This window comes from Kosakonia sp. HypNH10, from assembly GCF_029850615.1.
GTDB lineage: Bacteria > Pseudomonadota > Gammaproteobacteria > Enterobacterales > Enterobacteriaceae > Kosakonia > Kosakonia cowanii.
Genome location: NZ_JAOTIU010000001.1, coordinates 438460 through 461827, shown reverse-complemented (window position 1 = coordinate 461827; position 23368 = coordinate 438460). Strand labels below are relative to the sequence as shown.

Genomic DNA, 23368 nt, shown 5'->3' with positions numbered 1-23368 from the left:
ATGAAATCCATCGTCCGAATCCTGCCCGGTGATGCCATCATCCGCTTGCAGTGCGTGATTATTGTCGTCGTCGCGCTGATCTTCTCTTTCCTGCTCGGCGGGCGCTTTTTCAGCGTCGCTAACTTCCAGTCCATCGGATCGCAGCTGCCGATCCTCGGCATGCTGGCGCTTGGCATGGGGATCACCATGCTGACTGGCGGCATCAACCTGTCGATCATTGCTGGCGCTAACGCCTGTTCGCTGGTGATGGCGGCGGTAATTGTGATGCACCCGGATAATCCACTCTTTCTGGCGTTAGCCCTGTTTGCCGGGCTGCTGACGGCGGTGGCGATTGGCGTGCTGAATGGCACCTTAGTCGCCTGGGTGGGCGTCTCGCCGATCCTCGCGACCCTCGGCACCATGACGCTGATCTCCGGGCTCAATATTCTGCTCTCTAACGGCACGGTGATCTCTGGCTTCCCGGCGGCGATCCAGTACCTCGGTAACGCCACGATTGTTGGTATTCCGGTGGCGCTGCTGCTCTTTTTAGTGGTGGCGTTATTGCTGTGGGTGCTGCTGGAGCACACCACGCTCGGGCGCAGCCTCTATCTGGTGGGCTCGAACGAACAGGCAACGCGCTATAGCGGTGTCAACACCGTGCGCGTGCAGATTGCGGTGTATGTCATTTCCGCGCTGCTCGGCTGGGTTGCCGCCATTTTGATGATGGCGAAATTTAACTCCGCGAAAGCGGGGTATGGCGAATCCTATCTTCTGGTAACCATTCTGGCCTCGGTGCTCGGCGGCATTAATCCGGACGGCGGCTTTGGCCGCGTGCTCGGGCTGGTGCTGGCGCTGGTGGTGCTGCAGATGCTGGAAAGTGGCTTTAATTTATTAGGTATCAGCAGCTATCTGACGATGGCGCTCTGGGGCGCGGTGCTGATCCTCTTTATCGCATTACAGAATCGTAAAGCCTGATTTCGGGAGAAAAAAAATGGCGAGCTACTTTATTGGTGTGGATGTAGGGACCGGCAGCGCCCGCGCGGGCATTTTTGACCTGACGGGCCGGATGGTCAGCCAGGCCAGCAGGAGCATTGAGATCTATCGCCCGCAGGCCGATTTCGTCGAGCAATCCTCCGACAACATCTGGCAGGCGGTGTGTAACGCCGTGCGCGATGCCATCAATCAGGCCGATATCAACCCGATTCAGGTCAAAGGGCTGGGCTTCGACGCCACCTGTTCGCTGGTGGTGCTGGATAAACAGGGCAACCCGCTGACCATCAGCCCCTCCGGGCGCAGCGAGCAGAACATTATCGTGTGGATGGATCACCGCGCCATTGCGCAGGCGGATCGCATCAACGCCACCCATCACCGGGTGCTGGATTATGTCGGCGGCATTATCTCGCCGGAGATGCAGACGCCAAAACTGCTGTGGCTGAAACAGCACATGCCGAATACCTGGGCGAACGCGGGCTTCTTCTTCGATCTGCCCGATTTTCTCACCTGGCGCGCCACTGGCGACGATACCCGTTCGCTCTGCTCGACGGTGTGTAAATGGACCTATATGGGCCATGAAGATAAGTGGGATACCAGCTACTTCCGCCAGATTGGCCTTGAAGATCTGCTTGAACACGACGCAGAGAAGATTGGCCGCTACGTGAAAACGATGGGCGAACCGCTTGGCCGCGGGCTGTCGCAGCGCGCGGCTACCGAGATGGGGCTGATGCCGGGCACGGCGGTCAGCGTATCGATTATCGATGCCCACGCCGGTACGCTGGGTACACTTGGTGCCAGCGGGCCGTCGGGTGAGATGGCGGATTTTGACCGTCGCGTCGCGCTGATTGGCGGCACCTCCACCGGGCATATGGCGATTTCGCCGCAGGCGCGCTTTATCGGCGGCGTCTGGGGGCCTTACTACTCGGCGGTGCTGCCGGGCTACTGGCTGAACGAGGGCGGACAGTCGGCAACCGGGGCGCTGATCGACCACGTCATTCAGTCTCACCCTTGTTACGAAATGCTGCTCGCGCAGGCTAAAACCCAGGGGCAGACCATTTATGAAGTGCTCAATGCGCTGCTGCGCAAAATGGCCGGCGAGCCGGAGAATATCGCCTTTCTGACCCGCGATATTCATATCCTGCCGTACTTCCACGGCAACCGCTCCCCGCGCGCCAACCCGACGCTGACCGGCGTGATTAGCGGGCTGAAACTGTCGCGCACGCCGGAAGATATGGCGCTGCACTACCTGGCGACCATTCAGGCTATCGCCCTCGGTACGCGCCACATTATCGAAACCATGAATCAAAGCGGTTACAGCATTGATACGGTAATGGCGAGCGGCGGCGGCACCAAAAACCCGATCTTTGTGCAGGAGCACGCTAATGCTACCGGCTGCGCGATGCTGCTGCCGGAGGAGAGCGAGGCGATGCTGCTTGGCGGGGCGATGATGGGCACCATTGCGGCCGGTGTGTTCGACAGCTTCCCGGAAGCGATGTCGGCGATGAGCCGCATTGGTAAAACCGTGACGCCGCAGACCAACCGCATCAAGCTCTATTACGACCGCAAATACACTGTCTTCCATGAGATGTACGCGGATCATATGAAGTACCGCGCGTTGATGCAGGAGGAGGCATGAGCGAAAGCTGGCAACAAGCGTGCAATGCCTGGCGCATCTACAGCGAAGAGCTGGCGGCACTGAGCCGCCATCTTGATCCCGCGACCTGGGCGGCGTTGATGGCGGAGCTGCGCGGCTGCAAGGGAAAGATTGTTGTTACCGGCGTGGGCACCTCCGGCATTGCGGCACGTAAAATCGCCCATATGCTGGCCTGCGTCGAGCGCCCGGCCATCTACCTGAACGCCACCGATGCCGCGCACGGCGATCTCGGTTTTGTCGGGCCAGACGATCTGGTGATTATGCTCTCGCGCGGCGGCAATTCTGACGAGTTAACGCGGTTGCTGCCTGGGTTAGCGATGAAAGATACGCCAGTCCTCTGTGTGACGGAAAACCCCTCCTCGGCGATTGCGCTGGCATCAAGACTGGTGATCTCCACCGGCGTGCAGCGCGAGATCGATCCGCTCAATATGCTGGCTACTACCTCCATCGTGCTGGTGCTGGCGATTTTTGATGCCGCCTGCGCCTGCCTGATGAGCGAAAGCGGGTACTCAAAAGAGACATTGCTCGCTGTGCACCCCGGCGGCGACGTCGGTTTAACACTACGAAAAAAAGCGCCGTAAGGCGCTTTTTTATTACAACGATTCTGTCACTCCCGACACGCTGCCGGATGGCGGCTGACGCCTTATCCGGCCTACAAATACGGTTCAAACTCCACACCGTAGGCCCGATAAGCGCAGCGCCATCGGGCATGTAATCAGAGGTCAGGAGAGCTTTGCCTGTTTTTCTATTCCACAGGGATATCTTTATCACCGATTTGAATAATCACACCGCCACTTCGGTTATTTTCAATGCGCATAACAAGATCTTTTTGCAGACATTTATCGCTGTCATTTCTAAAACAGATCATATCCTGTGTTTCTGAACTGAAAACCCGAATGTCACCTTCAGGTCTGTTTTGAAAACCCGAACCATAGTTCCAGATACTTATATACCAGTCGCCATTTTTTGCCGGAGCAGGGATATTGAACTCTTTATGCAATTTACCTTTGTTCTCTTGCCACCACGCTATTTTCCCGTTTTCAGTAAAAGGAATATTTTTCACCGCAACATCAGAGAAATTGAGATTCTGTTTGGTTGCCATGATCTCGGGTTGCCTGAAAAATGCGAAGTTTATGAGAATGCTGATTAACAAAACGGTCACTGAGATAAGCGCTATCAGCGTCTTGAGATGAAGCGGGTTGGTCGAATTTGCTTCTCTGATTCTGAGCATTTGCGTTCCGTCACAAATAAAAAGGCACCCTAAGGGTGCCTTTTTTTGTAGGGCAATAGCAAATTTCAATATGACCGAAGATTTAACCAATCGTCATCAGGCTGGCGTTACCACCGGCTGCTGCGGTGTTGACGCTGAGGGAGCGCTCCAGCCACAGGCGTTCGAGCAGAATATTGGTTTCACCCCGCGCAAAGCCCTGAACGGAGACGATCGCGCCATCGCGTGCTGCAACGCTTTCGCACAGATGCACCAGCTGATCGGAGTCACCGTGGAAGATCACCGCGTCGAACGGCTGCGCCATCAGGCTCTCCGCTTTGGCGAATTTAATCCGCTGGCTGACGGTTTCCGGTAACTGTTTCACCAGATCGCGATGCAGCGTGTCGTCCTGCCACAGCGCCTGGCTTCCCGATGCCAGCACGGCCGCCAGTTGTACCAGCGCATCCTGCTCGTTATCGGCCACGCACAATACGCGATCGCGCGGTGCCAGCGTCCAGCTGTTACGCTCTCCGGTTGGGCCAGGCAGCAGGCGCTGCGTACCCGCCTGCGCCAGCTCGCTGAACTGCTCGCAAACTTTATGTAATTCCGGGCGCTGCGTGGCGGCCCAGGCGGTCAGCGCCGCCAGCGGCTGGGTCAGCACGGTTTTCACCTGTGCATCGAGCGGGCGCTCGGCGTCGTGACGGTTAAGCGTTTTCAGCACCGCATTTTCCGGGCGGCTGCTCAGCAGGCGATAGAGGTAGAGCGGCCCACCGGCTTTTGGCCCGGTGCCCGACAACCCTTCGCCGCCAAATGGCTGCACGCCCACCACTGCGCCGACCATATTGCGGTTCACGTAGAGATTACCCACGTGAGCATTACCGGTGACCTGTGCGATGGTTTCATCAATACGCGTGTGGACACCCAGCGTCAGACCGTAGCCGGAGGCGTTAATCTGCTCCAGCAGTTGATCGAGCTGGTTACGTGAATAACGCACCACGTGCAGCACCGGGCCGAAGATCTCTTTTTTCAGCTCGTCAAAGCTTTCCAGTTCAATGAGCGTTGGCGGCACAAAGGTGCCGGTACGCCATTCGCGGGCATCTTCGCTATTTTCACGTACCGCCTGGTAGACGGTGCGGCCTTTCGCCTGCATCGCCTGGATATGTTTTTCGATATTGGCTTTGGCTTCGGCATCAATCACCGGCCCAATGTCGGTAGAGAGGCGTCCCGGATTGCCCATCCGGCACTCGGCCATCGCGCCGCGCAGCATGGTCAGCGTATGGTCGGCGATATCCTCCTGCAGACAGAGCACGCGCAGCGCCGAGCAGCGCTGGCCCGCGCTGTCAAACGCCGAAGCAACCACATCAATCACTACCTGTTCCGTCAGCGCCGAGGAGTCGACAATCATCGCATTCATACCGCCGGTTTCGGCGATAAGCGGCGTCGGACGACCCTGGGCATCGAGGCGGGTGGCGATGTTACGTTGCAAGAGCGTGGCGACATCGGTCGAGCCGGTAAACATCACGCCGCGTACGCGGGCATCGCCGGTCAACTGTGCGCCCACCGTTTCACCGCGGCCTGGCAGCAGTTGCAGCACGCCCGCCGGTACGCCCGCTTCAAGCAGGATCTTCACGCCCTGGGCGGCAATCAGCGGGGTTTGCTCCGCCGGTTTCGCCAGCACGCTATTACCGGCCGCCAGCGCGGCGGCAATCTGCCCGGTAAAGATCGCCAGCGGGAAATTCCACGGGCTGATACAGACCACCGGCCCGAGCGGGCGATGAGTCTCATTATCGAAATCGCTGCTGACCTGGCCGGCGTAGTAGTGCAGGAAATCGACCGCTTCACGTACTTCCGCAATCGCGTTGCTAAAGGTTTTGCCCGCTTCGCGCACCAGAATACCAATCAGCGTTTGCAGGTTGTCTTCCATCAGCACTGCGGCGCGTTGCAGGATGGCACCGCGCTCCTGCGGAGGCGTAGCAAACCAGATCGGCGCATGGTTAACCGCGTTCTCCAGCGCCTGGTTCACCTGCGCTTCACTCGCTTCCACCACATAGCCGACAACATCTTTCGGCTCTGCCGGGTTGATCACCGCAATCGCCTCGCCTTCCATTACTGCCTCTTCAAGCATCGGATGGGCATACCACTTCTGCGCCGCGCTATTAAGCAGGGCAGAGGAGAGGGAGGCCAGACGGTGTTCGTTCGCCAGATCGAGACCAGCCGAGTTGATACGGCCTTCGCCATAGAGTGCGCGCGGCAGGGCAATTTTCGGATGCGGCAGGCCTACCTGGCCCTCCTGGGCGGCGAGTTTTTCCACTTCCGTAACCGGATCGGCGACCAGCGCATCGAGCGGCAGGGTGTTATCCGCAATACGGTTAACGAACGAGGTGTTAGCGCCGTTTTCCAGCAGACGGCGCACCAGGTACGCCAGCAGAGTTTCATGGGTGCCGACCGGGGCGTAAATACGGCACGGACGGTTAAGTTTGCCATCGGCGACTTTGCCGACCACCTGCTCATAGAGCGGTTCACCCATGCCGTGCAGGCACTGGAACTCATACTGGCCCGGATAGTAGTTCTGCCCGGCCAACTGGTAGATCGCCGCCAACGTGTGGGCGTTATGGGTGGCGAACTGCGGATAGATCAGGTTCGGCACCGCCAGCAGTTTTTTCGCGCAGGCGAGATAAGAGACATCGGTGTAGACCTTGCGGGTATAGACCGGATAGCCCTCGAGGCCTTCCATCTGCGCACGCTTAATTTCGCTGTCCCAGTAGGCGCCTTTCACCAGGCGGATCATCAGGCGGCGACGGCTGCGGGTCGCCAGCTCAATCAGGTAATCAATGACAAACGGGCAGCGCTTCTGATAGGCCTGAATCACAAAGCCAATGCCGTTCCAGCCCGCCAGCTCTGGCTCGAAGCAGAGTTTTTCCAGCAGGTCGAGGGAGATCTCCAGCCGGTCGGCCTCTTCGGCATCAATGTTGATACCGATATCGTACTGACGCGCCAGCAGGGTTAAGGATTTCAGGCGCGGATAGAGTTCGTCCATCACACGGTCATACTGCGCGCGGCTGTAGCGCGGATGCAGAGCGGAGAGCTTGATGGAGATGCCCGGCCCTTCATAGATGCCGCGGCCGTTGGAGGCTTTACCGATGGCGTGGATCGCCTGCTGGTAAGAGACCATGTAGGCCTGCGCATCGGCGGCAGTCAGCGCCGCTTCGCCGAGCATATCGTAGGAGTAACGGAACCCTTTCTCTTCCAGCTTACGGGCGTTGGCCAGCGCTTCGGCGATGGTCTCGCCGGTGACAAACTGCTCGCCCATCAGCCGCATCGCCATATCGACCCCTTTACGGATCAGCGGCTCGCCGCTCTTGCCAATAATGCGGTTCAGCGAACTGGAGAGATTGGCTTCGTTATGGGTAGAGACCAGGCGGCCGGTAAACAGCAGACCCCAGGTGGCGGCGTTCACAAACAGCGAGGCGCTACGGCCAATATGGGATTGCCAGTTACCGTTACTGATTTTGTCGCGGATCAGCGCATCGCGCGTCGCTTTATCAGGAATACGCAGCAGCGCTTCGGCGAGGCACATCAGCGCTACGCCCTCCTGCGAGGAGAGGGAGAACTCTTGCAACAGGCTCTGCACCATGCCCGCGCGGCCGGTCGCGGTTTTTTGATTACGCAATTTTTCTGCCAGCTGGTACGCCAGCTTATGGGCACTCTCGGCCACCGGCTGCGGCAGGCGCGCCTGCTCAAGCAGCATCGGCACGGCATCTGTTTCCGCCCAGCGCCAGGCGCTGGTGATCGCCGCGCGGGAGACCGACTGCGGCAGGATCTGCTCGGCAAAGTCGAGGAACGGCTGCGGGCTTTCGTCAATCACCGCGCTGGCTTCATCTTCCTGCACGCTGTGCGCCTGGGCGCCCGCCAGTTCAGGTAATCCTTCGCTGCTCTCCAGTTTTTCGAGGAAATTAAAAATGGCTTGTTTAATTAACCAGTGCGGCGTGCGGTCAATGGTCGCTGCGGCAGCTTTAATCCTTTCGCGCGTGGCGTCGTCAAGCTTGACCCCCATGGTGGTGGTGCCCATGCGTTGCTCCTGTTTATATGGTGTTTTGCACAATAGGCTGAAATATCCACCATGTTGCAACTTTGTGCAACCTTGTTAATTGTGAGCTGGCTGGCAAGGTGAGAAATGAATGAATTGTTAATTAGCTAAACAGGTAACAGGAACGATGCAATCTGCTGGAAAGCCAGGATTTATGCGGTTGCTAACACTTTTCAAAGGTGCAACCTTTAAAAATGTGATGGAGTGCAACCTATAACAAAATCCTATTCCCCGAGGCATATCTTCGATGTAAATGGTGTGTTAAATCAATTGTGAATAACGGAGGGTTCCGGCAGGATACGGGCGCTTCTAATAATACATACGCACCGTCGCTACGTTCCGGCGATGGATAAAAGCGGCAAAGTGACTTTGTCGACGAAGATCCTGGAGACTATTTTGATGGCAATAAGCACACCGATGATGGTGACCTTTCTTATTTATATCTTTGGCATGATCCTGATCGGTTTTATTGCCTGGCGATCAACAAAAAACTTTGATGACTATATTCTCGGCGGTCGAAGCCTTGGGCCATTAGTGACGGCGTTATCGGCCGGTGCCTCTGATATGAGCGGCTGGCTGCTGATGGGGCTGCCGGGAGCGATCTTTATCTCCGGCATCTCTGAAAGCTGGATTGCGATTGGCCTGACCGTCGGAGCCTGGGTCAACTGGAAGCTGGTGGCGGGGCGTCTGCGCGTTCACACCGAAGCGAACAATAACGCCCTGACGCTGCCGGACTACTTTACCGGCCGCTTTGAAGATAACAGCCGTCTGCTGCGCATTATCTCGGCGGTGGTGATTCTGGTCTTCTTCACCATCTACTGTGCTTCAGGCATTGTGGCGGGTGCGCGTCTGTTCGAAAGCACCTTCGGCATGAGCTACGAAACGGCGCTGTGGGCCGGTGCGGCGGCAACGATTATTTATACCTTTATCGGCGGTTTCCTTGCGATTAGCTGGACCGACACCGTGCAGGCCAGCCTGATGATCTTTGCCCTGATCCTCACCCCGGTGATTGTGATTATCTCCGTCGGTGGTTTTGGTGATTCGCTGGAAGTGATCAAGCAGAAGAGCATCGAAAACGTCGATATGCTGAAAGGCCTCAACTTTGTCGCCATCGTCTCGCTGATGGGCTGGGGGCTGGGCTACTTTGGTCAGCCGCATATTCTGGCGCGCTTTATGGCGGCCGATTCCCACCACACCATTGTGCATGCGCGTCGTATCAGTATGACCTGGATGATCCTCTGCCTCGCGGGCGCGGTAGCGGTCGGTTTCTTCGGCATCGCCTACTTTGATACCAACCCGTCGCTGGCAGGCGCGGTAAACCAGAACGCCGAGCGCGTCTTTATTGAGCTGGCGCAGCTGCTGTTTAACCCGTGGATTGCCGGGATCCTGCTCTCTGCGATCCTCGCGGCGGTGATGTCGACTCTCAGCTGCCAGCTGCTGGTCTGCTCCAGCGCAATTACGGAAGATTTCTACAAAGCGTTCCTGCGTAAAGGGGCAAGCCAGAAAGAGCTGGTGTGGGTTGGACGTGCGATGGTGCTGGTGGTCGCGCTGGTGGCGATTGCGCTGGCGGCAAACCCGGAAAACCGCGTGCTTGGCCTGGTAAGCTACGCGTGGGCCGGTTTCGGTGCGGCGTTTGGCCCGGTGGTGCTGCTCTCGGTGATGTGGTCACGCATGACGCGTAATGGTGCGCTGGCGGGGATGATTATCGGCGCTGTCACCGTTATCGTCTGGAAACACTTCGGCTGGCTGGGCCTGTATGAAATCATCCCTGGTTTCATCTTCGGCAGCCTCGGGATTGTGGTCTTCAGCCTGATCGGTAAAGCGCCGTCTGCCGCTATGCAGCAGCGCTTCGCAGAAGCGGATGCCCATTACCACTCTGCGCCGCCGGTTCGCGCGCAGGCGAAGTAAGTACCCTTGTTAAAAAAACCCGCTGCGGCGGGTTTTTTTGTTGCTAAATCATGAGGATTACGCTGATATTTGCCGACAATTAACCGTGAGGGCAGGGGAATGAAAACAATAAAAGTGGCGATGGCATTGATGGTGGCAGGTCTGCTGGCGGGCTGTAATGCACCCGCGCAAAAGCCGCAACTACTGGCGCAGCAGTGCGCACCGGCAGATCGGATGGAGCAGACGACGCTCTATTTCGGCCTTAATCGCCCGGCAGGTAAAGCGATTACCGCCCAGGAGTGGCAGCAGTTTGTTGATGGCGATGTAACGCCGCGTTTTCGCGAAGGGTTAACGGTGTTTGATGCGCGCGGCCAGTGGCTTGGTAACGATGGCAAAGTGGCGCGGGAGCCGAGTAAAGCCCTGATGCTGATCCACGTTAAGGATGCGCAAAGCGATAAAAAAATTGATGAGCTGCGCGGAGTCTATAAATCGCGTTTCGCCCAGGAGTCAGTGATGCGCGTCGACCAGGCGGTCTGCGTACAGTTCTGACAGAGTCCCTCTCCCGCAACGGGAGAGGGAAATCTCACCTTAGAGCACCACGCCGGCAAACGCTGCGGAGAGCAGGCTCACCAGCGTCGCGCCATACACCAGCCGCAGTCCGAAACGTGAAACCGCATTACCCTGCTGCTCGTTCAGCCCCTTGATCGCACCCGCGACGATGCCGATGGAGGCAAAGTTAGCGAAGGAGACCAGGAAGACGGAAAGAATGCCCAGCCCGCGCGGGCTCATCTGCGCCGCAACCTTCTGCAGTTCAATCATCGCCACAAACTCATTCGCCACCAGCTTGGTTGCCATAATGCTGCCAGCCGGGAGCGCATCACTTAGCGGGATGCCAATCAGCCACGCCAGCGGATAGAAGACGTAGCCGAGCAATTGCTGGAAGCTGATGCCAAACAGCGCTGAGAAGAGGGCGTTAACGGCGCTGATCAGCGCAATAAAGCCAATCAGCATCGCCAGAATAATCATCGCCACTTTGAAACCGGCAAGAATGTATTCACCGAGCATCTCAAAGAAGCTTTGCGATTCATGCAGCTTCTCCAGCTTGATCTCCGCTTCTTCCTGCCCGCGCGACGGGTTAATCACCGACAGAATGATAAAAGTGCTGAACATATTAAGCAGCAGCGCCGCGACCACATATTTGGCGTCGAGCATCGTCATATAGGCACCGACAATCGACAGCGATACTGTCGACATCGCCGTCGCCGCCATGGTGAACATCCGGCGTGAAGAGAGATCCGCCAGAATGCCTTTATAAGCAATAAAGTTCTCCGACTGGCCGAGGATCAGCGAACTGACGGCGTTGAAGGACTCCAGCTTACCCATGCCGTTAAGCTTTGAGAGCAGTGTTCCAATCAGGCGAATAAAGATCGGCAGAATACGCCAGTGCTGCAAAATGCCAATCAGCGCGGAGATAAAGACGATAGGGCAGAGGACGCCGAGGAAGATAAACGCCAGCCCTTTTTCACTCATGCCGCCAAAGACAAAACCGGTCCCTTCGGCGGCGAATTTCAGCAGCACCTCAAAGAAGCCGGAGACATATTTAATCAGCGTTAACCCGCTCTGGGCATGCAAAAAGAACCAGGCCAGCGCCAGTTCGATCACAATCAGTTGCAGGATGAAACGAAACGGAATGCGCTTGCGGTCAAAACTCACCAGCCAGGCCAGTGCGAGGATCACCACCAGCGCCAGCAGAAAATGTAAAAAATTGAGCATAGTTTGGGCGTAGCCAGGTAAACGAAACGGGCGTTTATTTAGCCACAGGCGTGCGGGGCGGTAAACAGAAAGATAATGCTTCGTTAGCTAACTTTTTACTGCTTTTCAACGGCTTCTGCATAAAGCGGACGAGGGAATCATTAGCCTGCTAGCCGGTTACATCCGGTTATCATTCTCAACATATTTTTCGCTTGAGTTTCTTCTTGGCGTAATGATAATCACTATCAATGCAATTTACCTTTCTTTGCAACCATTGACGGTGCATAACACAAAGGCGGTTCTATGTTTGTCCCATTCCTTATTATGTTGCGTGAAGGCCTGGAAGCGGCGCTGATTGTAAGCCTGATTGCCAGTTATCTGAAACGCACCCAACGCGGACGCTGGATCAGCGTGATGTGGGTCGGCGTTTTTCTCGCCGCCGCGCTCTGTCTGGGGCTTGGCATCGCCATTAATGAAACCACCGGCGAGTTCCCGCAAAGAGAGCAGGAGCTATTTGAGGGAATTGTCGCGGCGATTGCGGTAGTGATCCTCACGTGGATGGTGTTCTGGATGCGCCGCGTGTCGCGCAACGTCAAAGTGCAGCTGGAGCAGGCCGTTGATACCGCGCTGGCACGCAGCAATAACCACGGCTGGGCGCTGATCCTGATGGTCTTTTTCGCCGTCGCCCGTGAAGGGCTGGAGTCGGTCTTCTTCCTGCTGGCGGCGTTTCAACAAGATGTCGGCATCTGGCCGCCGCTCGGCGCCGTGCTCGGCCTTGCCACCGCCGTAGTGCTCGGTTTTCTGCTCTACTGGGGCGGTGTACGTCTCAATCTCGGCGCGTTTTTCAAATGGACCAGCCTGTTTATTCTTTTTGTCGCCGCTGGTCTTGCCGCAGGTGCAATCCGCGCTTTCCACGAAGCGGGCTTGTGGAACCATTTCCAGGATGTGGCCTTTGATTTAAGTAACGTGCTGACCACCCATTCGCTGACCGGCACGCTGCTGGAGGGCATTTTTGGTTACCAGGAGACGCCAAGCGTCAGCGAAGTGGCGGTCTACTTCCTCTATTTAATCCCGGCGCTGGTGCTGTTTGTCATGCCGCCGCGTGCCGGTGCGCAGCCCTCCCGCGCTGCGCCGTAAGCCTTTATAACGATTCTTAGTTACAACACACTTATTAAAGGGAAGGGTCATGGCAATTCTTTTTCGACGTAGCGCAGTACAAATCGGGGTCGCCGCGCTGATGGCGTGCGCGTTTGGGGCCCAGGCAGCGGATGTGCCGCAGGTAAAAGTGACGGTGACGGATAAGCAGTGCGAACCGATGAACCTGACGGTTAACGCCGGCAAAACGCAGTTTGTGATCCTCAACCACAGCCAGAAAGCGCTGGAGTGGGAAATCCTCAAAGGCGTGATGGTGGTTGAAGAGCGTGAAAACATCGCGCCGGGCTTCAGCCAGAAGCTCACTGCCAACCTGCAACCGGGCGAGTATGAGATGACCTGCGGCCTGTTAACCAACCCGAAAGGCAAATTAGTGGTCAAAGGTGAAGCGACGGCTGACGCGGCAAAAGGGGATGCACTGCTGAGCCTTGGTGAGGCGATCACCGCCTATAAAGCCTATGTCGTTGGCGAAACCGCGCAACTGGTCTCCGGTACCAAAGCCTTTACCGATGCGGTGAAAGCGGGCGATATCGAAAAAGCGAAAGCGCTCTACGCCCCGACGCGCCAGCACTACGAGCGCATTGAGCCGATTGCTGAACTCTTCTCCGATCTTGATGGCAGCATCGATGCCCGTGAAGATGATTACGAGCAGAAAGCCGCCGACCCGAAATTCACCGGTTTCCACCGCCTTGAGAAGGCGCTGTTTGGCGACAACAGCGTCAAAGGCATGGCGAGCTATGCCGATAAGCTCAATCACGATGTGCTTGAACTGCAAACCCGCATCAACGAGCTGGCATTCCCGCCGTCAAAAGTGGTGGGCGGCGCAGCCGGGCTGATTGAAGAGGTGGCAGCGAGCAAAATCAGCGGGGAAGAGGATCGCTACAGCCATACCGATCTGTGGGATTTCCAGGCCAATATCGAAGGCGCGCAGAAGATTGTCGACCTGCTGCGTCCGCAGCTGCAAAAAGAGAACAGTGCTTTGCTTGCGAAAGTGGACGCCAACTTCAAGAAAGTGAATACCATTTTAGCGAAGTACCGCACCAAAACGGGCTTTGAGACCTATGACAAGCTGACCGATGCCGATCGTAATGCGCTGAAAGGGCCAATCACTACCCTGGCGGAAGATCTGGCGCAGCTGCGCGGCGTACTTGGACTGGATTAATAATGAAGCAGCATGATGAAAACGATGTCAGCGAACCTTCGCGGCGTCGGTTGTTAAAAGGGATGGGCGCGCTGGGTGGCGCGCTTGCTCTCGCCGGTGGTTGTCCGGTCGCGCATGCGGCAAAACCGCAAAGCGCGCCGGGAACGATCTCGCCCGACTCGCGCATGGAAAAGCAGCCGTTTTACGGCGATCACCAGGCGGGCATCTTAACGCCGCAGCAGGCCTCAATGATGCTGGTGGCATTTGATGTGCTGGCGGCGGATAAAGCGGATCTTATCCGCCTGTTTCGCCTGCTCACCGATCGCATTGCCTTCCTGACAACGGGCGGCCCGGCGCCACAGACGCCAAATCCGCGTCTGCCGCCGATGGATTCCGGTATTCTCGGGCCGTTTATCGCCCCGGATAACCTGACGATGACGGTCTCTGTCGGGTCTGCGCTGTTTGATGAGCGCTTTGGTCTCTCGGCGCAGAAACCGAAGAAGCTGCAGAAGATGATGCGTTTTCCTAACGACTCGCTCGATGCCGCGCTCTGTCATGGCGATCTGTTGCTGCAAATTTGCGCGAATACGCAGGACACGGTGATCCACGCGCTGCGCGATGTGATCAAGCACACGCCGGATCTGCTCAGCGTGCGCTGGAAGCGGGAAGGGTTTATCTCCGACCACGCCGCGCGTAGCCGCGGGAAAGAGACGCCGGTAAATCTGCTCGGCTTTAAAGATGGCACCGCTAACCCCGACAGCAGCAATGCGCCGCTGATGGATGAGATCGTCTGGGTAACCAATGATCAGGGCGAGCCGGCATGGGCAGTTGGCGGCAGCTATCAGGCGGTGCGCATTATCCAGTTCCACGTTGAGTTCTGGGATCGCACGCCGCTGAAAGAGCAGCAGACTATTTTCGGGCGCGATAAACAGAGCGGTGCGCCGCTCGGCATGCAGCATGAGCACGATGTGCCCGATTACGCCAGCGATCCCGAGGGCAAGGTTATCGCCCTCGACAGCCATATCCGCCTGGCGAACCCGCGAACGAAAGAGACGCAGGCTAACCTGATGATGCGCCGGGGCTACAGCTACTCCCTCGGCGTCACCAACTCCGGCCAGCTCGATATGGGCCTGCTGTTTGTCTGTTACCAGCACGATCTGGAGAAAGGCTTCCTGACCGTGCAAAAAAGGCTCAATGGCGAAGCGCTGGAGGAGTATATCCGGCCCATCGGCGGCGGTTTCTTCTTCGCCTTACCCGGCGTGAAGTCAACGCAGGGCTATCTTGCCCAGTCTCTTCTCGAAGCGTGAAGATCCTATCCTGCCCGTCCGGGCAGGATATTCTGTTATCTGTAGCAATTTGACATACTTTTTCTGCCATCCACGCATAATTTTAATGTATTAGAAAGTATCTGTTATATTTCTGTAATATTCATCGAAGAGACTCTGTGGAACGACGCAGGGTGTGTAGCTGTTAATGTTTGGTAAAAACATTGTTGCATTGATGCTACGCTTTAGATGAGCAGTTCATTCGGTTATCCCTGCGGTGATGAAGTCTTCTGGAGATCGCGGATGGTAAAGTGCTGTAGTGGACAGACAAAACGACCTCGCAAAACCCGGCCCGGGGAGCACACCTCCGGCAACGACTTTTTCACCCCTGATTTCTCCTCCTCCTGTTTTTTAACTCCTTCTGACGATGTGGCAGACGGTTTTGCTGTTCGTTGCGCCATGTCATTTTCAAAGGCAAGCCATGGCTTACAAGGAAGCCAACCCTCAGACGTTCGTGCGCATAATCGCGTCGATTTCGATGCGTGTGATGTAAACCAACAACTCAAGGTGCTATCCATGGGAAGACAGAAAGCAGTGATCAAAGCTCGTCGTGAAGCGAAACGCGTGCTGAGACGTGATTCACGTAGCCATAAACAGCGTGAAGAAGAGTCGGTCACCTCGCTTGTGCAGATGAGTGGTGTAGAAGCAATTGGCATGGCGCGGGATTGCCGTGATAACTCTCCGATTGCTGCCCGCAATGAGGCTCAGGCGCATTATTTACATGCGATTGAGACTAAGCAGTTGATTTTCGCCACTGGCGAAGCGGGTTGTGGGAAAACGTGGATTAGCGCGGCGAAAGCTGCAGAGGCTCTGATCCATAAGGATGTGGAGCGGATTATCGTGACCCGGCCGGTCCTGCAAGCTGATGAAGATCTCGGCTTCTTACCCGGCGATATCTCGGAGAAGTTCGCACCCTATTTCCGGCCCGTCTATGACGTGCTGCTGAAACGTCTTGGTGCGTCCTTTATGCAATACTGCCTGCGCCCGGAAATTGGCAAGGTGGAGATCGCGCCGTTCGCCTATATGCGCGGACGTACGTTTGAAAATGCGGTGGTCATTCTTGACGAGGCCCAGAACGTCACCGCTGCGCAAATGAAGATGTTTTTGACGCGCCTCGGGGAAAACGTGACCGTGATTGTCAACGGCGATATCACCCAGTGCGATCTGCCCTCCGGTGTTAAATCGGGGCTGAGCGATGCACTGGCACGTTTTGAAGAGGACGAGATGATTGGTGTGGTGCGCTTTAATAAAGACGACTGCGTACGCTCCGCCCTCTGCCAGCGCACGTTGAAAGCCTACGATTAAGCGGTGCGCAAGATACAGTTAGCGTTAAAACCCGGGAAACCGGGTTTTATTTTTTGTGGGGCAGGGGATTTGCGGCTCTGTCAGGCACGATTGCGTAGGCCTGATAAGGCGTAGCCGCCATCAGGCATTTGGAAGTGGCACGGTGTTGGCCCAGGCGCGTAGGCCTGATAAGGCGCAGCCGCCATCAGGCATTTAGACATGGCACGAAAGTTGGCATGGTGAAATGTTTGGTGATGCAAGAGGGATATATGCGCGTAGGCTTGATAAGGCGCAGCCGCCATCAGGCACTGGCTCCGTTGCCGACGCGTGCACCGGGGGGGATTGACTCGCTTTGCTCGCCCTTCGGGCAGCCCTCTCACTGCGTTCGTGGTCTGTCCAACCGGCTGTCGCCGGTTGTCGAACCCCGGTCGGGGATTCTCATCCCCCCTGGCGCGGAGGTACATGCGAAAAAAAAGCCCGCATTTTCATGCGAGCTCTTCTTCGAAGAATGGCGGTGAGGGGGGGATTCGAACCCCCGATACGTTGCCGTATACACACTTTCCAGGCGTGCTCCTTCAGCCACTCGGACACCTCACCACATTGTATTGCCACCCGCCATACAGGAGGGCAACGGGGCGCTACTATAGGGAGTTGCGCTGAAGCGGTCAAGCAGATTTTCAGCCGTGATGATTGTTCGCTTAAGGTGTGAGCAACGGGGTGGATTGATGGTGGAAATGCCGGGATTTGCAGGGATAAAAATGCCGGATGGCGCTCACGCTTATCCGGCCTACGGAGCGGGGCTGGTTTAATGGTTGGGAAGGCAGAATTACGTAGGCCTGATAAGGCGCAGCCGCCATCAGGCATTTGGAAGTGGCACGGTGTTGGCCCAGACGCGTAGGCCTGATAAGGCGAAGCCGCCATCAGGCAATTGGACATGGCACGATGTTGGCCCGGACGCGTAGGCCTGATAAGGCGCAGCCGCCATCAGGCACTGGCTCCGGTGTCAACGCGTGCACCGGGGGGATTGACTCGCTTTGCTCGCCCTGCGGGCAGCCCACTCACTGCGTTCGTGGTCTGTCCAACGTGCTGTCGCCCGTTGTCGAACCCCGGTCGGGGATTCTCATCCCCCCTGGCGCGGAGGTACATGCGAAAAAAAAGCCCGCATTTTCATGCGAGCTCTTCTTCGAATAATGGCGGTGAGGGGGGGATTGACTCGCTTTGCTCGCCCTTCGGGCAGCCCACTCGCTGCGCTCGTGGTCTGTCCAACGGGCTGTCGCCCGTTGTCGAACCCCGGTCGGGGATTCTCATCCCCCCCTGGCGCGGAGGTACATGCGAAAAAAAAGCCCGCATTTTCATGCGAGCTCTTCTTCGAATAATGGCGGTGAGGGGGGGATTGACTCGCTTTGCTCGCCCTTCGGGCAGCCCACTCACTGCGTTCGTGGTCTGTCCAACGGGCTGTCACCCGTTGTCAAACCCCGGTCGGGGATTCTCATCCCCCCCTGGCGCGGAGGTACATGCGAAAAAAAAGCCCGCATTTTCATGCGAGCTCTTCTTCGAAGAATGGCGGTGAGGGGGGGATTCGAACCCCCGATACGTTGCCGTATACACACTTTCCAGGCGTGCTCCTTCAGCCACTCGGACACCTCACCACATTGTTGTCCCGATGTCGTCGGGACGGGCGCTAATGTAGGGAAAACCCGTAACCGCGTCAATCTACTTTTGCAATAAATTAGTGCGTTTAGACAAACTTCAAACAACCTGCTTCTTAAACGTTCTGAAAACGCTTTTTTTCTCGCCTTACGACTTAACCCGCGCGCTGGAGAGGATATTTGTTATGCTTATCAGCCGCATAAAAATGTCCCACCAACCACAGAGACCGGAGTGCCGATGGAGATCCTCTTTTATCACCCCTCATTCGATAACGCCTTTTGGGTGAACGCCCTGCGAGAAGCACTGCCGGATGCCAACATCCGTGTCTGGACGCCGGGCGATAATGCCCCCGCTGATTACGCGCTGGTCTGGCATCCGCCCGTGGAGATGCTGGAAGGGCGGAAACTGAAGGCGGTGTTTGCCCTCGGCGCAGGCGTCGATGCGATCCTCGGGCAACTGAATGCGCATCCGCAGATGCTCGACGCCTCGGTGCCGCTGTTTCGGCTTGAAGACACCGGCATGGCGCAGCAGATGCAGGAGTATGCCGTAAGCCAGGTGCTGCACTGGTTCCGCCGTTTTGATGACTACCAGGCGCTAAAAGGTGAGGCGAAGTGGCAACCGCTCGCAGAGTATGCGCATGAGGAGTTCACCGTCGGCATTCTTGGCGCAGGCGTGCTGGGTGCAAAAGTCGCCGAAGCGCTCCGTCCGTGGGGATTCCCGCTGCGCTGCTGGAGCCGCAGCCGAAAAGATCTGCCGGGCGTCACCAGTTTTGCCGGTGCGCAAGAGTTGGGGGAGTTCCTGCATGGCACGCGAGTGTTAATCAACCTGCTGCCCAACACGCCGGAGACCGCAGGCATCATCAATCACTCTCTGCTCGCGCAGTTAGCAGAGGGGAGTTATCTGCTTAACCTCGCGCGCGGTGTGCATGTGGAAGAGGCCGATCTGTTGCAGGCGCTTGAGAGCGGCAAAGTGAAGGGGGCGATGCTGGATGTCTTCCGTGAAGAGCCACTGCCTGCTGATAACCCGCTGTGGGCGCACCCGCGCGTCGCCATTACGCCGCACATCGCCGCCGTGACCCGCCCGCAGGAAGCGATTGACTATATCTGCCACACTATTCGCCAGCTTGAGCGGGGTGAGGCGGTAAGCGGTCGCGTTGACCGGGCGCGCGGGTATTGAGGTAAGCCCGGCCGCGCCGGGTTTTCATTAAACTGCATAACAATAGCTGCTATTCTTGCGCAATTGACTACAGGAGTGAGCCATGTACCCCGTTGACCTGCATATGCACACCGTCGCCAGCACCCACGCTTACAGCACGCTGCATGACTATATTGCCGAGGCGAAACGCAAAGGCATTAAGCTCTTCGCTATTACCGATCATGGCCCGGACATGGCCGATGCCCCTCACCACTGGCACTTTATCAATATGCGCATCTGGCCGCGGCTGGTTGACGGCGTCGGCATTTTGCGCGGTATTGAAGCCAATATTAAAAACCGCGCGGGCGAAATCGACTGCACCGGGCCGATGCTCGACGCGCTCGATCTGATCGTGGCCGGTTTTCATGAGCCGGTCTTTCCGCCGCAGGATAAAACGAGCCATACCGAGGCGATGATCGCCACCATTGCCAGCGGTAATGTGCATATCATTAGCCATCCTGGTAACCCGAAATTTGAGATTGATATCCCGGCGGTGGCCGCCGCCGCGGCGAAATATGATGTGGCGCTGGAGATTAACAACTCCTCCTTTATCCACTCGCGCAAGGGCAGTGAAGCGAACTGCCGCGCTATTGCCGCTGCCGTGCGCGACGCGGGCGGCTGGGTGGCGCTCGGATCCGACTCGCACACCGCCTTTACGCTGGGCGACTTTGCGGAGTGCCGCAAAGTACTGGATGAGGTCGGCTTCCCGGAAGATCGCATCCTGAACGTATCACCGCGCCGCATGCTGAGCTTCCTTGAGTCACGCGGCATGGCGCCGATTGATGAATTTGCTGAACTTTAAATACTGACTGGAACTACTGAATGAACGAATTTTCTATCCTCTGCCGCGTGTTGGGCTCGCTCTTTTACCGCCAGCCGCAGGATCCGCTGCTGGTGCCGCTCTACACGATGATCCGCGAAGGAAAGCTGGCAGAGAGCTGGCCGCTTGAGCAGGATGCGCTGCTGGAGCGTCTGCAAAAAAGCTGCGATGCCCAGACGCTGGCCGCCGATTATAACGCGCTGTTTGTCGGCGATGAGTGTCGCGTCTCGCCGCTGCGCAGCGCGTGGGTTGAAGGGGCGAGCGAAGCGGAAGTTCGCGAGTTTTTGTCCAGCCGTGGCATGCCGCTGAGCGCCGCGCCGGCCGATCATATTGGTACGCTGCTGCTTGCCGCCTCCTGGCTGGAAGATCACTCCGCGGAAGATGAGAGTGAAGCGCTGGAAACCCTCTTCGCAGAATTCCTGCTGCCGTGGTGCGGTACCTTCTTTGGCAAAGTGGAAGCCCACGCCACCACGCAGTTCTGGCGCACGCTGGCCGAACTCTCCCGTGACGCAATTGCCGCCATGTGGGAGGAGTTGCAGGAAGAGTCAGAGAATGAAGAGTGATCGGAATCACAAATAATTTGCAACGATAAGTTCGTTGTTTAAATTTATGTGGTGAATGTCACTTTGCAGCGGCGCGCTTCTGCTATGATGCGCGCCATGAACAGACTCTTCGCACTCGCATTGACGACAGGTATCCTCTCCGGGCTCTGGGGCTGGGTTGCCGTCGCTTCAGGACTTTTAAGCTGGGCCGGTTTTCTCGGCTGTACGGCCTATTTCGCCTGTCCGCAGGGTGGGCTGAAGGGGCTTATGATCTCTGCCTGCACAGTGATGAGCGGCGTGGTCTGGGCGCTGGTGATTATGTACGGTAGCGCACTGGCTCCCCATCTTGAGATTGTGGGCTACATGATGACCGGCATCGTCGCTTTTCTGATGTGTCTGCAGGCCAAAAACCTGCTGCTCTCCTTTGTTCCCGGCACCTTTATTGGCGCCTGCGCCACCTTTGCCGGGCAGGGCGACTGGAGAGTGGTGATCCCTTCGCTGGCGGTGGGCCTGCTGTTTGGCTATGCCATGAAAAACAGCGGCCTGTGGCTCGCTTCCCGCGGGATAACACCCCGCGCGGCGGCAGCGAAAAAAGCGTAAATCGACATTCGCTTTCTCTCTCTTCCTGACAATATTTCCTGCCGGTTGGCTTGCGGCTCCACCATTTCCGTTGCGCCAGGATACACTTAGTGCATGTTCTCGGTATTGCACCGACAAGGGAGCCATAATGGAATCACGTATGCAGGTTATTCAGGGGGATATTACAACCCTTGAAGTGGATGTTATTGTCAACGCCGCCAACGCGTCTTTACTTGGCGGCGGTGGGGTTGATGGCGCGATCCATCGCGCAGCCGGTCCAGCGCTGCTTGAGGCGTGCAAACAGGTTCGCCAGCAGCAGGGCGAGTGCCCGCCGGGCCATGCGGTGATCACTGCCGCTGGTAACCTTAACGCTAAAGCGGTGATCCACGCGGTCGGGCCGGTCTGGCGCGGCGGGAGTGATAACGAAGCCCATCTGCTGGAAGATGCCTATCGCAACAGCCTGAAACTGGCGGATGCCAACGGCTACGCCTCTATTGCATTTCCTGCTATCAGCACCGGCGTCTATGGTTACCCGAAAGCGGCTGCGGCGGAGATCGCCATCAACACCGTTTCGGATTATCTAACCCGCTATTCTCTGTTACGGCAGATATACTTTGTCTGCTATGACGATGAAACTCTGCGACTCTATCAACGCCTTCTCACCCAACACGGTGCCGACCCTGCACGCTGATTCCCGGCTTGGGCGCGCCGTTGCACCCGTTTGTGAGGCGCACCCCGGCCTTTGCGGTTTGCACATTCTTGATGACAGTATGGACGCCTTTGTCGCCCGCTACCGTTTAGCGGAGCTGGCGGAGCGTACGCTCGATGTGCAGTACTACATCTGGGAAGATGACACCTCCGGCCGCTTGTTGATGCTGGCGCTGCTTGCCGCCGCCGATCGCGGCGTGCAGGTGCGTCTGCTGCTGGATGACAACAACACGCTGGGTATGGATGGCGTGTTGCGCCAGCTTGATAATCACCCCAATATCCAGGTGCGGCTGTTTAATCCCTTCTCCTTTCGCTCCCTGCGCGCGCTCGGCTATTTAACGGATTTCGCACGCCTTAACCGGCGGATGCACAATAAAAGTTTCACCGTTGATGGCGTGGTGACGCTGGTCGGCGGGCGCAATGTTGGCGATGCCTATTTTGGCATTGGCGAAGAGCCGCTGTTTACCGATCTCGATGTGATGGCGATCGGCCCGGTGGTGAAAGAGGTAGAGCGGGATTTTGTGCGCTACTGGAACTCGGCCTCAGTCTCATCGCTGAGCAGCGTGCTCTCGCTGTCGCCGGAAGAGATTGCCGAGCGCATTCGCCTGCCGGAGAGCTGGCGGGAAGATATCACCGCCGTGCGCTACCAGGAGAGACTTGCTTCTACGCATTTCGCCGCCCACCTTGAAAACGGCACGCTGCCGCTGATGTGGGCAAAAACGCGTCTGCTGAGCGACGACCCGCGTAAAGGGGAGGGCAAAGCGCGCGAGCACACGTTATTGCCGCAGCGTTTGCTGAATGTGATGGGCAAGCCGGACCGGCAGATTGATATCATCTCTGCCTATTTTGTGCCGGGGCGCGCGGGCGTTGCGCTGCTGCTACAGCTGGCGCGCAAAGGGGTGAAGATTGCCATTCTGACCAACTCCCTTGCCGCTAACGATGTCACGGTGGTGCACGCAGGCTATGCGCGCTGGCGCAAAAAGCTGCTGCGCCACGGCATTGAGCTTTATGAGCTGAAACCAACGCGCGGGGAAGCGCCCATCCATCCGGTGCATGACCGCGGTTTAACCGGTAACTCCGGCTCCAGCCTGCATGCGAAAACCTTCAGTATCGACGGTGAAAAGGTCTTTATCGGCTCGTTTAACTTCGACCCGCGATCCGCGGTGCTGAATACCGAGATGGGCTTTGTCATTGATAGTGAAACGCTGGCAAAGCAGATCCATCACCGTTTTCTGCGCAGCCAGAAAGATATCACCTGGCAACTACGCCTTGACCGCTTTGGGCGTATCAACTGGATTGAACAGCAGGATGGCGAGGAGATTGTGCTGAAAAAGGAGCCGCATACCCGTCTGTGGCAGCGCATTCTGGTGCGCATGGTCTACTGGCTGCCGGTGGAGTGGCTGCTCTGAGGTCA

The 23368-nt window shown here is 57.2% G+C and carries 18 protein-coding genes, 2 tRNA genes and 2 other RNA genes; 15 read left to right on the top strand and 7 right to left on the bottom strand.

What is annotated here, in order from left to right:
• The 3 genes from N7V53_RS02365 to N7V53_RS02355 are packed head-to-tail and all read left to right on the top strand — an operon-like array spanning window position 1 to window position 3207.
• Window positions 1-954 (top strand): ABC transporter permease, encoded by a 954-nt coding sequence (locus tag N7V53_RS02365; protein WP_023481569.1) that lies wholly within the window; start codon window positions 1-3, stop codon window positions 952-954.
• Window positions 955-970: 16 nt separating this feature from the next.
• Window positions 971-2608, top strand: a complete 1638-nt coding sequence (locus tag N7V53_RS02360; RefSeq protein WP_279791874.1) for an FGGY-family carbohydrate kinase — start codon at window positions 971-973, stop codon at window positions 2606-2608.
• On the top strand, window positions 2605-3207 hold the full coding sequence (locus N7V53_RS02355) for an SIS domain-containing protein (protein WP_023481741.1): 603 nt from the start codon (window positions 2605-2607) through the stop codon (window positions 3205-3207). The genes N7V53_RS02360 and N7V53_RS02355 overlap by 4 nt, the downstream gene beginning before the upstream one ends.
• Window positions 3208-3371: 164 nt before the next feature.
• On the opposite strand, the gene N7V53_RS02350 is transcribed toward N7V53_RS02355, so the two are convergent.
• Both N7V53_RS02350 and putA read right to left on the bottom strand, forming a co-directional pair.
• Window positions 3372-3857, bottom strand: a complete 486-nt coding sequence (locus tag N7V53_RS02350; RefSeq protein WP_279791873.1) for a DUF943 family protein — start codon at window positions 3855-3857, stop codon at window positions 3372-3374.
• A gap of 82 nt (window positions 3858-3939) precedes the next feature.
• Window positions 3940-7902, bottom strand: a complete 3963-nt coding sequence (gene putA / locus N7V53_RS02345) for a trifunctional transcriptional regulator/proline dehydrogenase/L-glutamate gamma-semialdehyde dehydrogenase (RefSeq protein WP_279791871.1) — start codon at window positions 7900-7902, stop codon at window positions 3940-3942.
• A 417-nt stretch (window positions 7903-8319) separates the two neighbouring features.
• Here putA and putP point away from each other — a divergent pair, with 417 nt between their 5' ends.
• Window positions 8320-9828, top strand: a complete 1509-nt coding sequence (gene putP / locus N7V53_RS02340; RefSeq protein ID WP_263752716.1) for a sodium/proline symporter PutP — start codon at window positions 8320-8322, stop codon at window positions 9826-9828.
• Window positions 9829-9927: 99 nt separating this feature from the next.
• The gene (locus tag N7V53_RS02335; protein WP_279791867.1) at window positions 9928-10356 is read left to right on the top strand and encodes a DUF3574 domain-containing protein; all 429 of its coding nucleotides are present in this window, start codon (window positions 9928-9930) and stop codon (window positions 10354-10356) included.
• A gap of 39 nt (window positions 10357-10395) precedes the next feature.
• Here the strand turns inward: N7V53_RS02335 and N7V53_RS02330 are convergent, their stop codons facing one another.
• The gene (locus N7V53_RS02330) at window positions 10396-11580 is read right to left on the bottom strand and encodes a nucleoside transporter C-terminal domain-containing protein (RefSeq protein WP_042713519.1); all 1185 of its coding nucleotides are present in this window, start codon (window positions 11578-11580) and stop codon (window positions 10396-10398) included.
• Window positions 11581-11862: 282 nt separating this feature from the next.
• On the opposite strand from N7V53_RS02330, the gene efeU reads away from it, so the two are divergent.
• The 4 genes from efeU (at window position 11863) to phoH (ending at window position 16482) form a co-directional block, all read left to right on the top strand.
• Complete coding sequence (gene efeU, locus N7V53_RS02325; RefSeq protein ID WP_023481492.1) at window positions 11863-12696, top strand: iron uptake transporter permease EfeU; 834 nt, start codon at window positions 11863-11865, stop codon at window positions 12694-12696.
• 49 nt (window positions 12697-12745) lie between these two features.
• Window positions 12746-13873, top strand: a complete 1128-nt coding sequence (gene efeO, locus N7V53_RS02320) for an iron uptake system protein EfeO (protein ID WP_279791865.1) — start codon at window positions 12746-12748, stop codon at window positions 13871-13873.
• A 2-nt stretch (window positions 13874-13875) separates the two neighbouring features.
• A complete protein-coding gene (efeB, locus tag N7V53_RS02315) occupies window positions 13876-15159 on the top strand; it encodes an iron uptake transporter deferrochelatase/peroxidase subunit (protein ID WP_279791863.1) in 1284 nt (427 codons plus the stop codon).
• Between the two features lie 534 nt (window positions 15160-15693).
• Window positions 15694-16482: a phosphate starvation-inducible protein PhoH gene (gene phoH, locus N7V53_RS02310; RefSeq protein WP_023481530.1), complete on the top strand. Its 789-nt coding sequence runs from the start codon at window positions 15694-15696 to the stop codon at window positions 16480-16482.
• A gap of 488 nt (window positions 16483-16970) precedes the next feature.
• On the opposite strand, the gene N7V53_RS02305 is transcribed toward phoH, so the two are convergent.
• The 4 genes from N7V53_RS02305 to N7V53_RS02290 form a co-directional block, all read right to left on the bottom strand.
• Window positions 16971-17058: transfer RNA gene (locus tag N7V53_RS02305), tRNA-Ser, on the bottom strand.
• A gap of 594 nt (window positions 17059-17652) precedes the next feature.
• A non-coding RNA gene (locus N7V53_RS02300) (RtT sRNA) lies at window positions 17653-17790 on the bottom strand.
• 47 nt (window positions 17791-17837) lie between these two features.
• Window positions 17838-17975, bottom strand: a non-coding RNA gene (locus N7V53_RS02295) — RtT sRNA.
• Window positions 17976-18022: 47 nt separating this feature from the next.
• A tRNA-Ser gene (locus N7V53_RS02290) sits at window positions 18023-18110 on the bottom strand.
• A gap of 238 nt (window positions 18111-18348) precedes the next feature.
• Here N7V53_RS02290 and ghrA point away from each other — a divergent pair.
• The 6 genes from ghrA (at window position 18349) to N7V53_RS02260 (ending at window position 23363) form a co-directional block, all read left to right on the top strand.
• On the top strand, window positions 18349-19287 hold the full coding sequence (gene ghrA, locus N7V53_RS02285; protein ID WP_279791862.1) for a glyoxylate/hydroxypyruvate reductase GhrA: 939 nt from the start codon (window positions 18349-18351) through the stop codon (window positions 19285-19287).
• An 82-nt stretch (window positions 19288-19369) separates the two neighbouring features.
• The gene (locus N7V53_RS02280) at window positions 19370-20107 is read left to right on the top strand and encodes a phosphatase (protein WP_279791861.1); all 738 of its coding nucleotides are present in this window, start codon (window positions 19370-19372) and stop codon (window positions 20105-20107) included.
• Window positions 20108-20127: 20 nt separating this feature from the next.
• Window positions 20128-20688 carry a molecular chaperone gene (locus N7V53_RS02275; RefSeq protein WP_279791860.1) on the top strand — a complete coding sequence of 187 codons (561 nt, stop codon included), beginning with the start codon at window positions 20128-20130 and terminating at the stop codon, window positions 20686-20688.
• Window positions 20689-20772: 84 nt separating this feature from the next.
• Window positions 20773-21267 carry a DUF1097 domain-containing protein gene (locus tag N7V53_RS02270; RefSeq protein ID WP_279791859.1) on the top strand — a complete coding sequence of 165 codons (495 nt, stop codon included), beginning with the start codon at window positions 20773-20775 and terminating at the stop codon, window positions 21265-21267.
• Between the two features lie 127 nt (window positions 21268-21394).
• On the top strand, window positions 21395-21937 hold the full coding sequence (gene ymdB, locus N7V53_RS02265) for an O-acetyl-ADP-ribose deacetylase (protein WP_187802069.1): 543 nt from the start codon (window positions 21395-21397) through the stop codon (window positions 21935-21937).
• Window positions 21876-23363 carry a phospholipase D family protein gene (locus N7V53_RS02260; RefSeq protein WP_279792708.1) on the top strand — a complete coding sequence of 496 codons (1488 nt, stop codon included), beginning with the start codon at window positions 21876-21878 and terminating at the stop codon, window positions 23361-23363. The genes ymdB and N7V53_RS02260 overlap by 62 nt, the downstream gene beginning before the upstream one ends.
• Window positions 23364-23368: the final 5 nt, after the last annotated feature.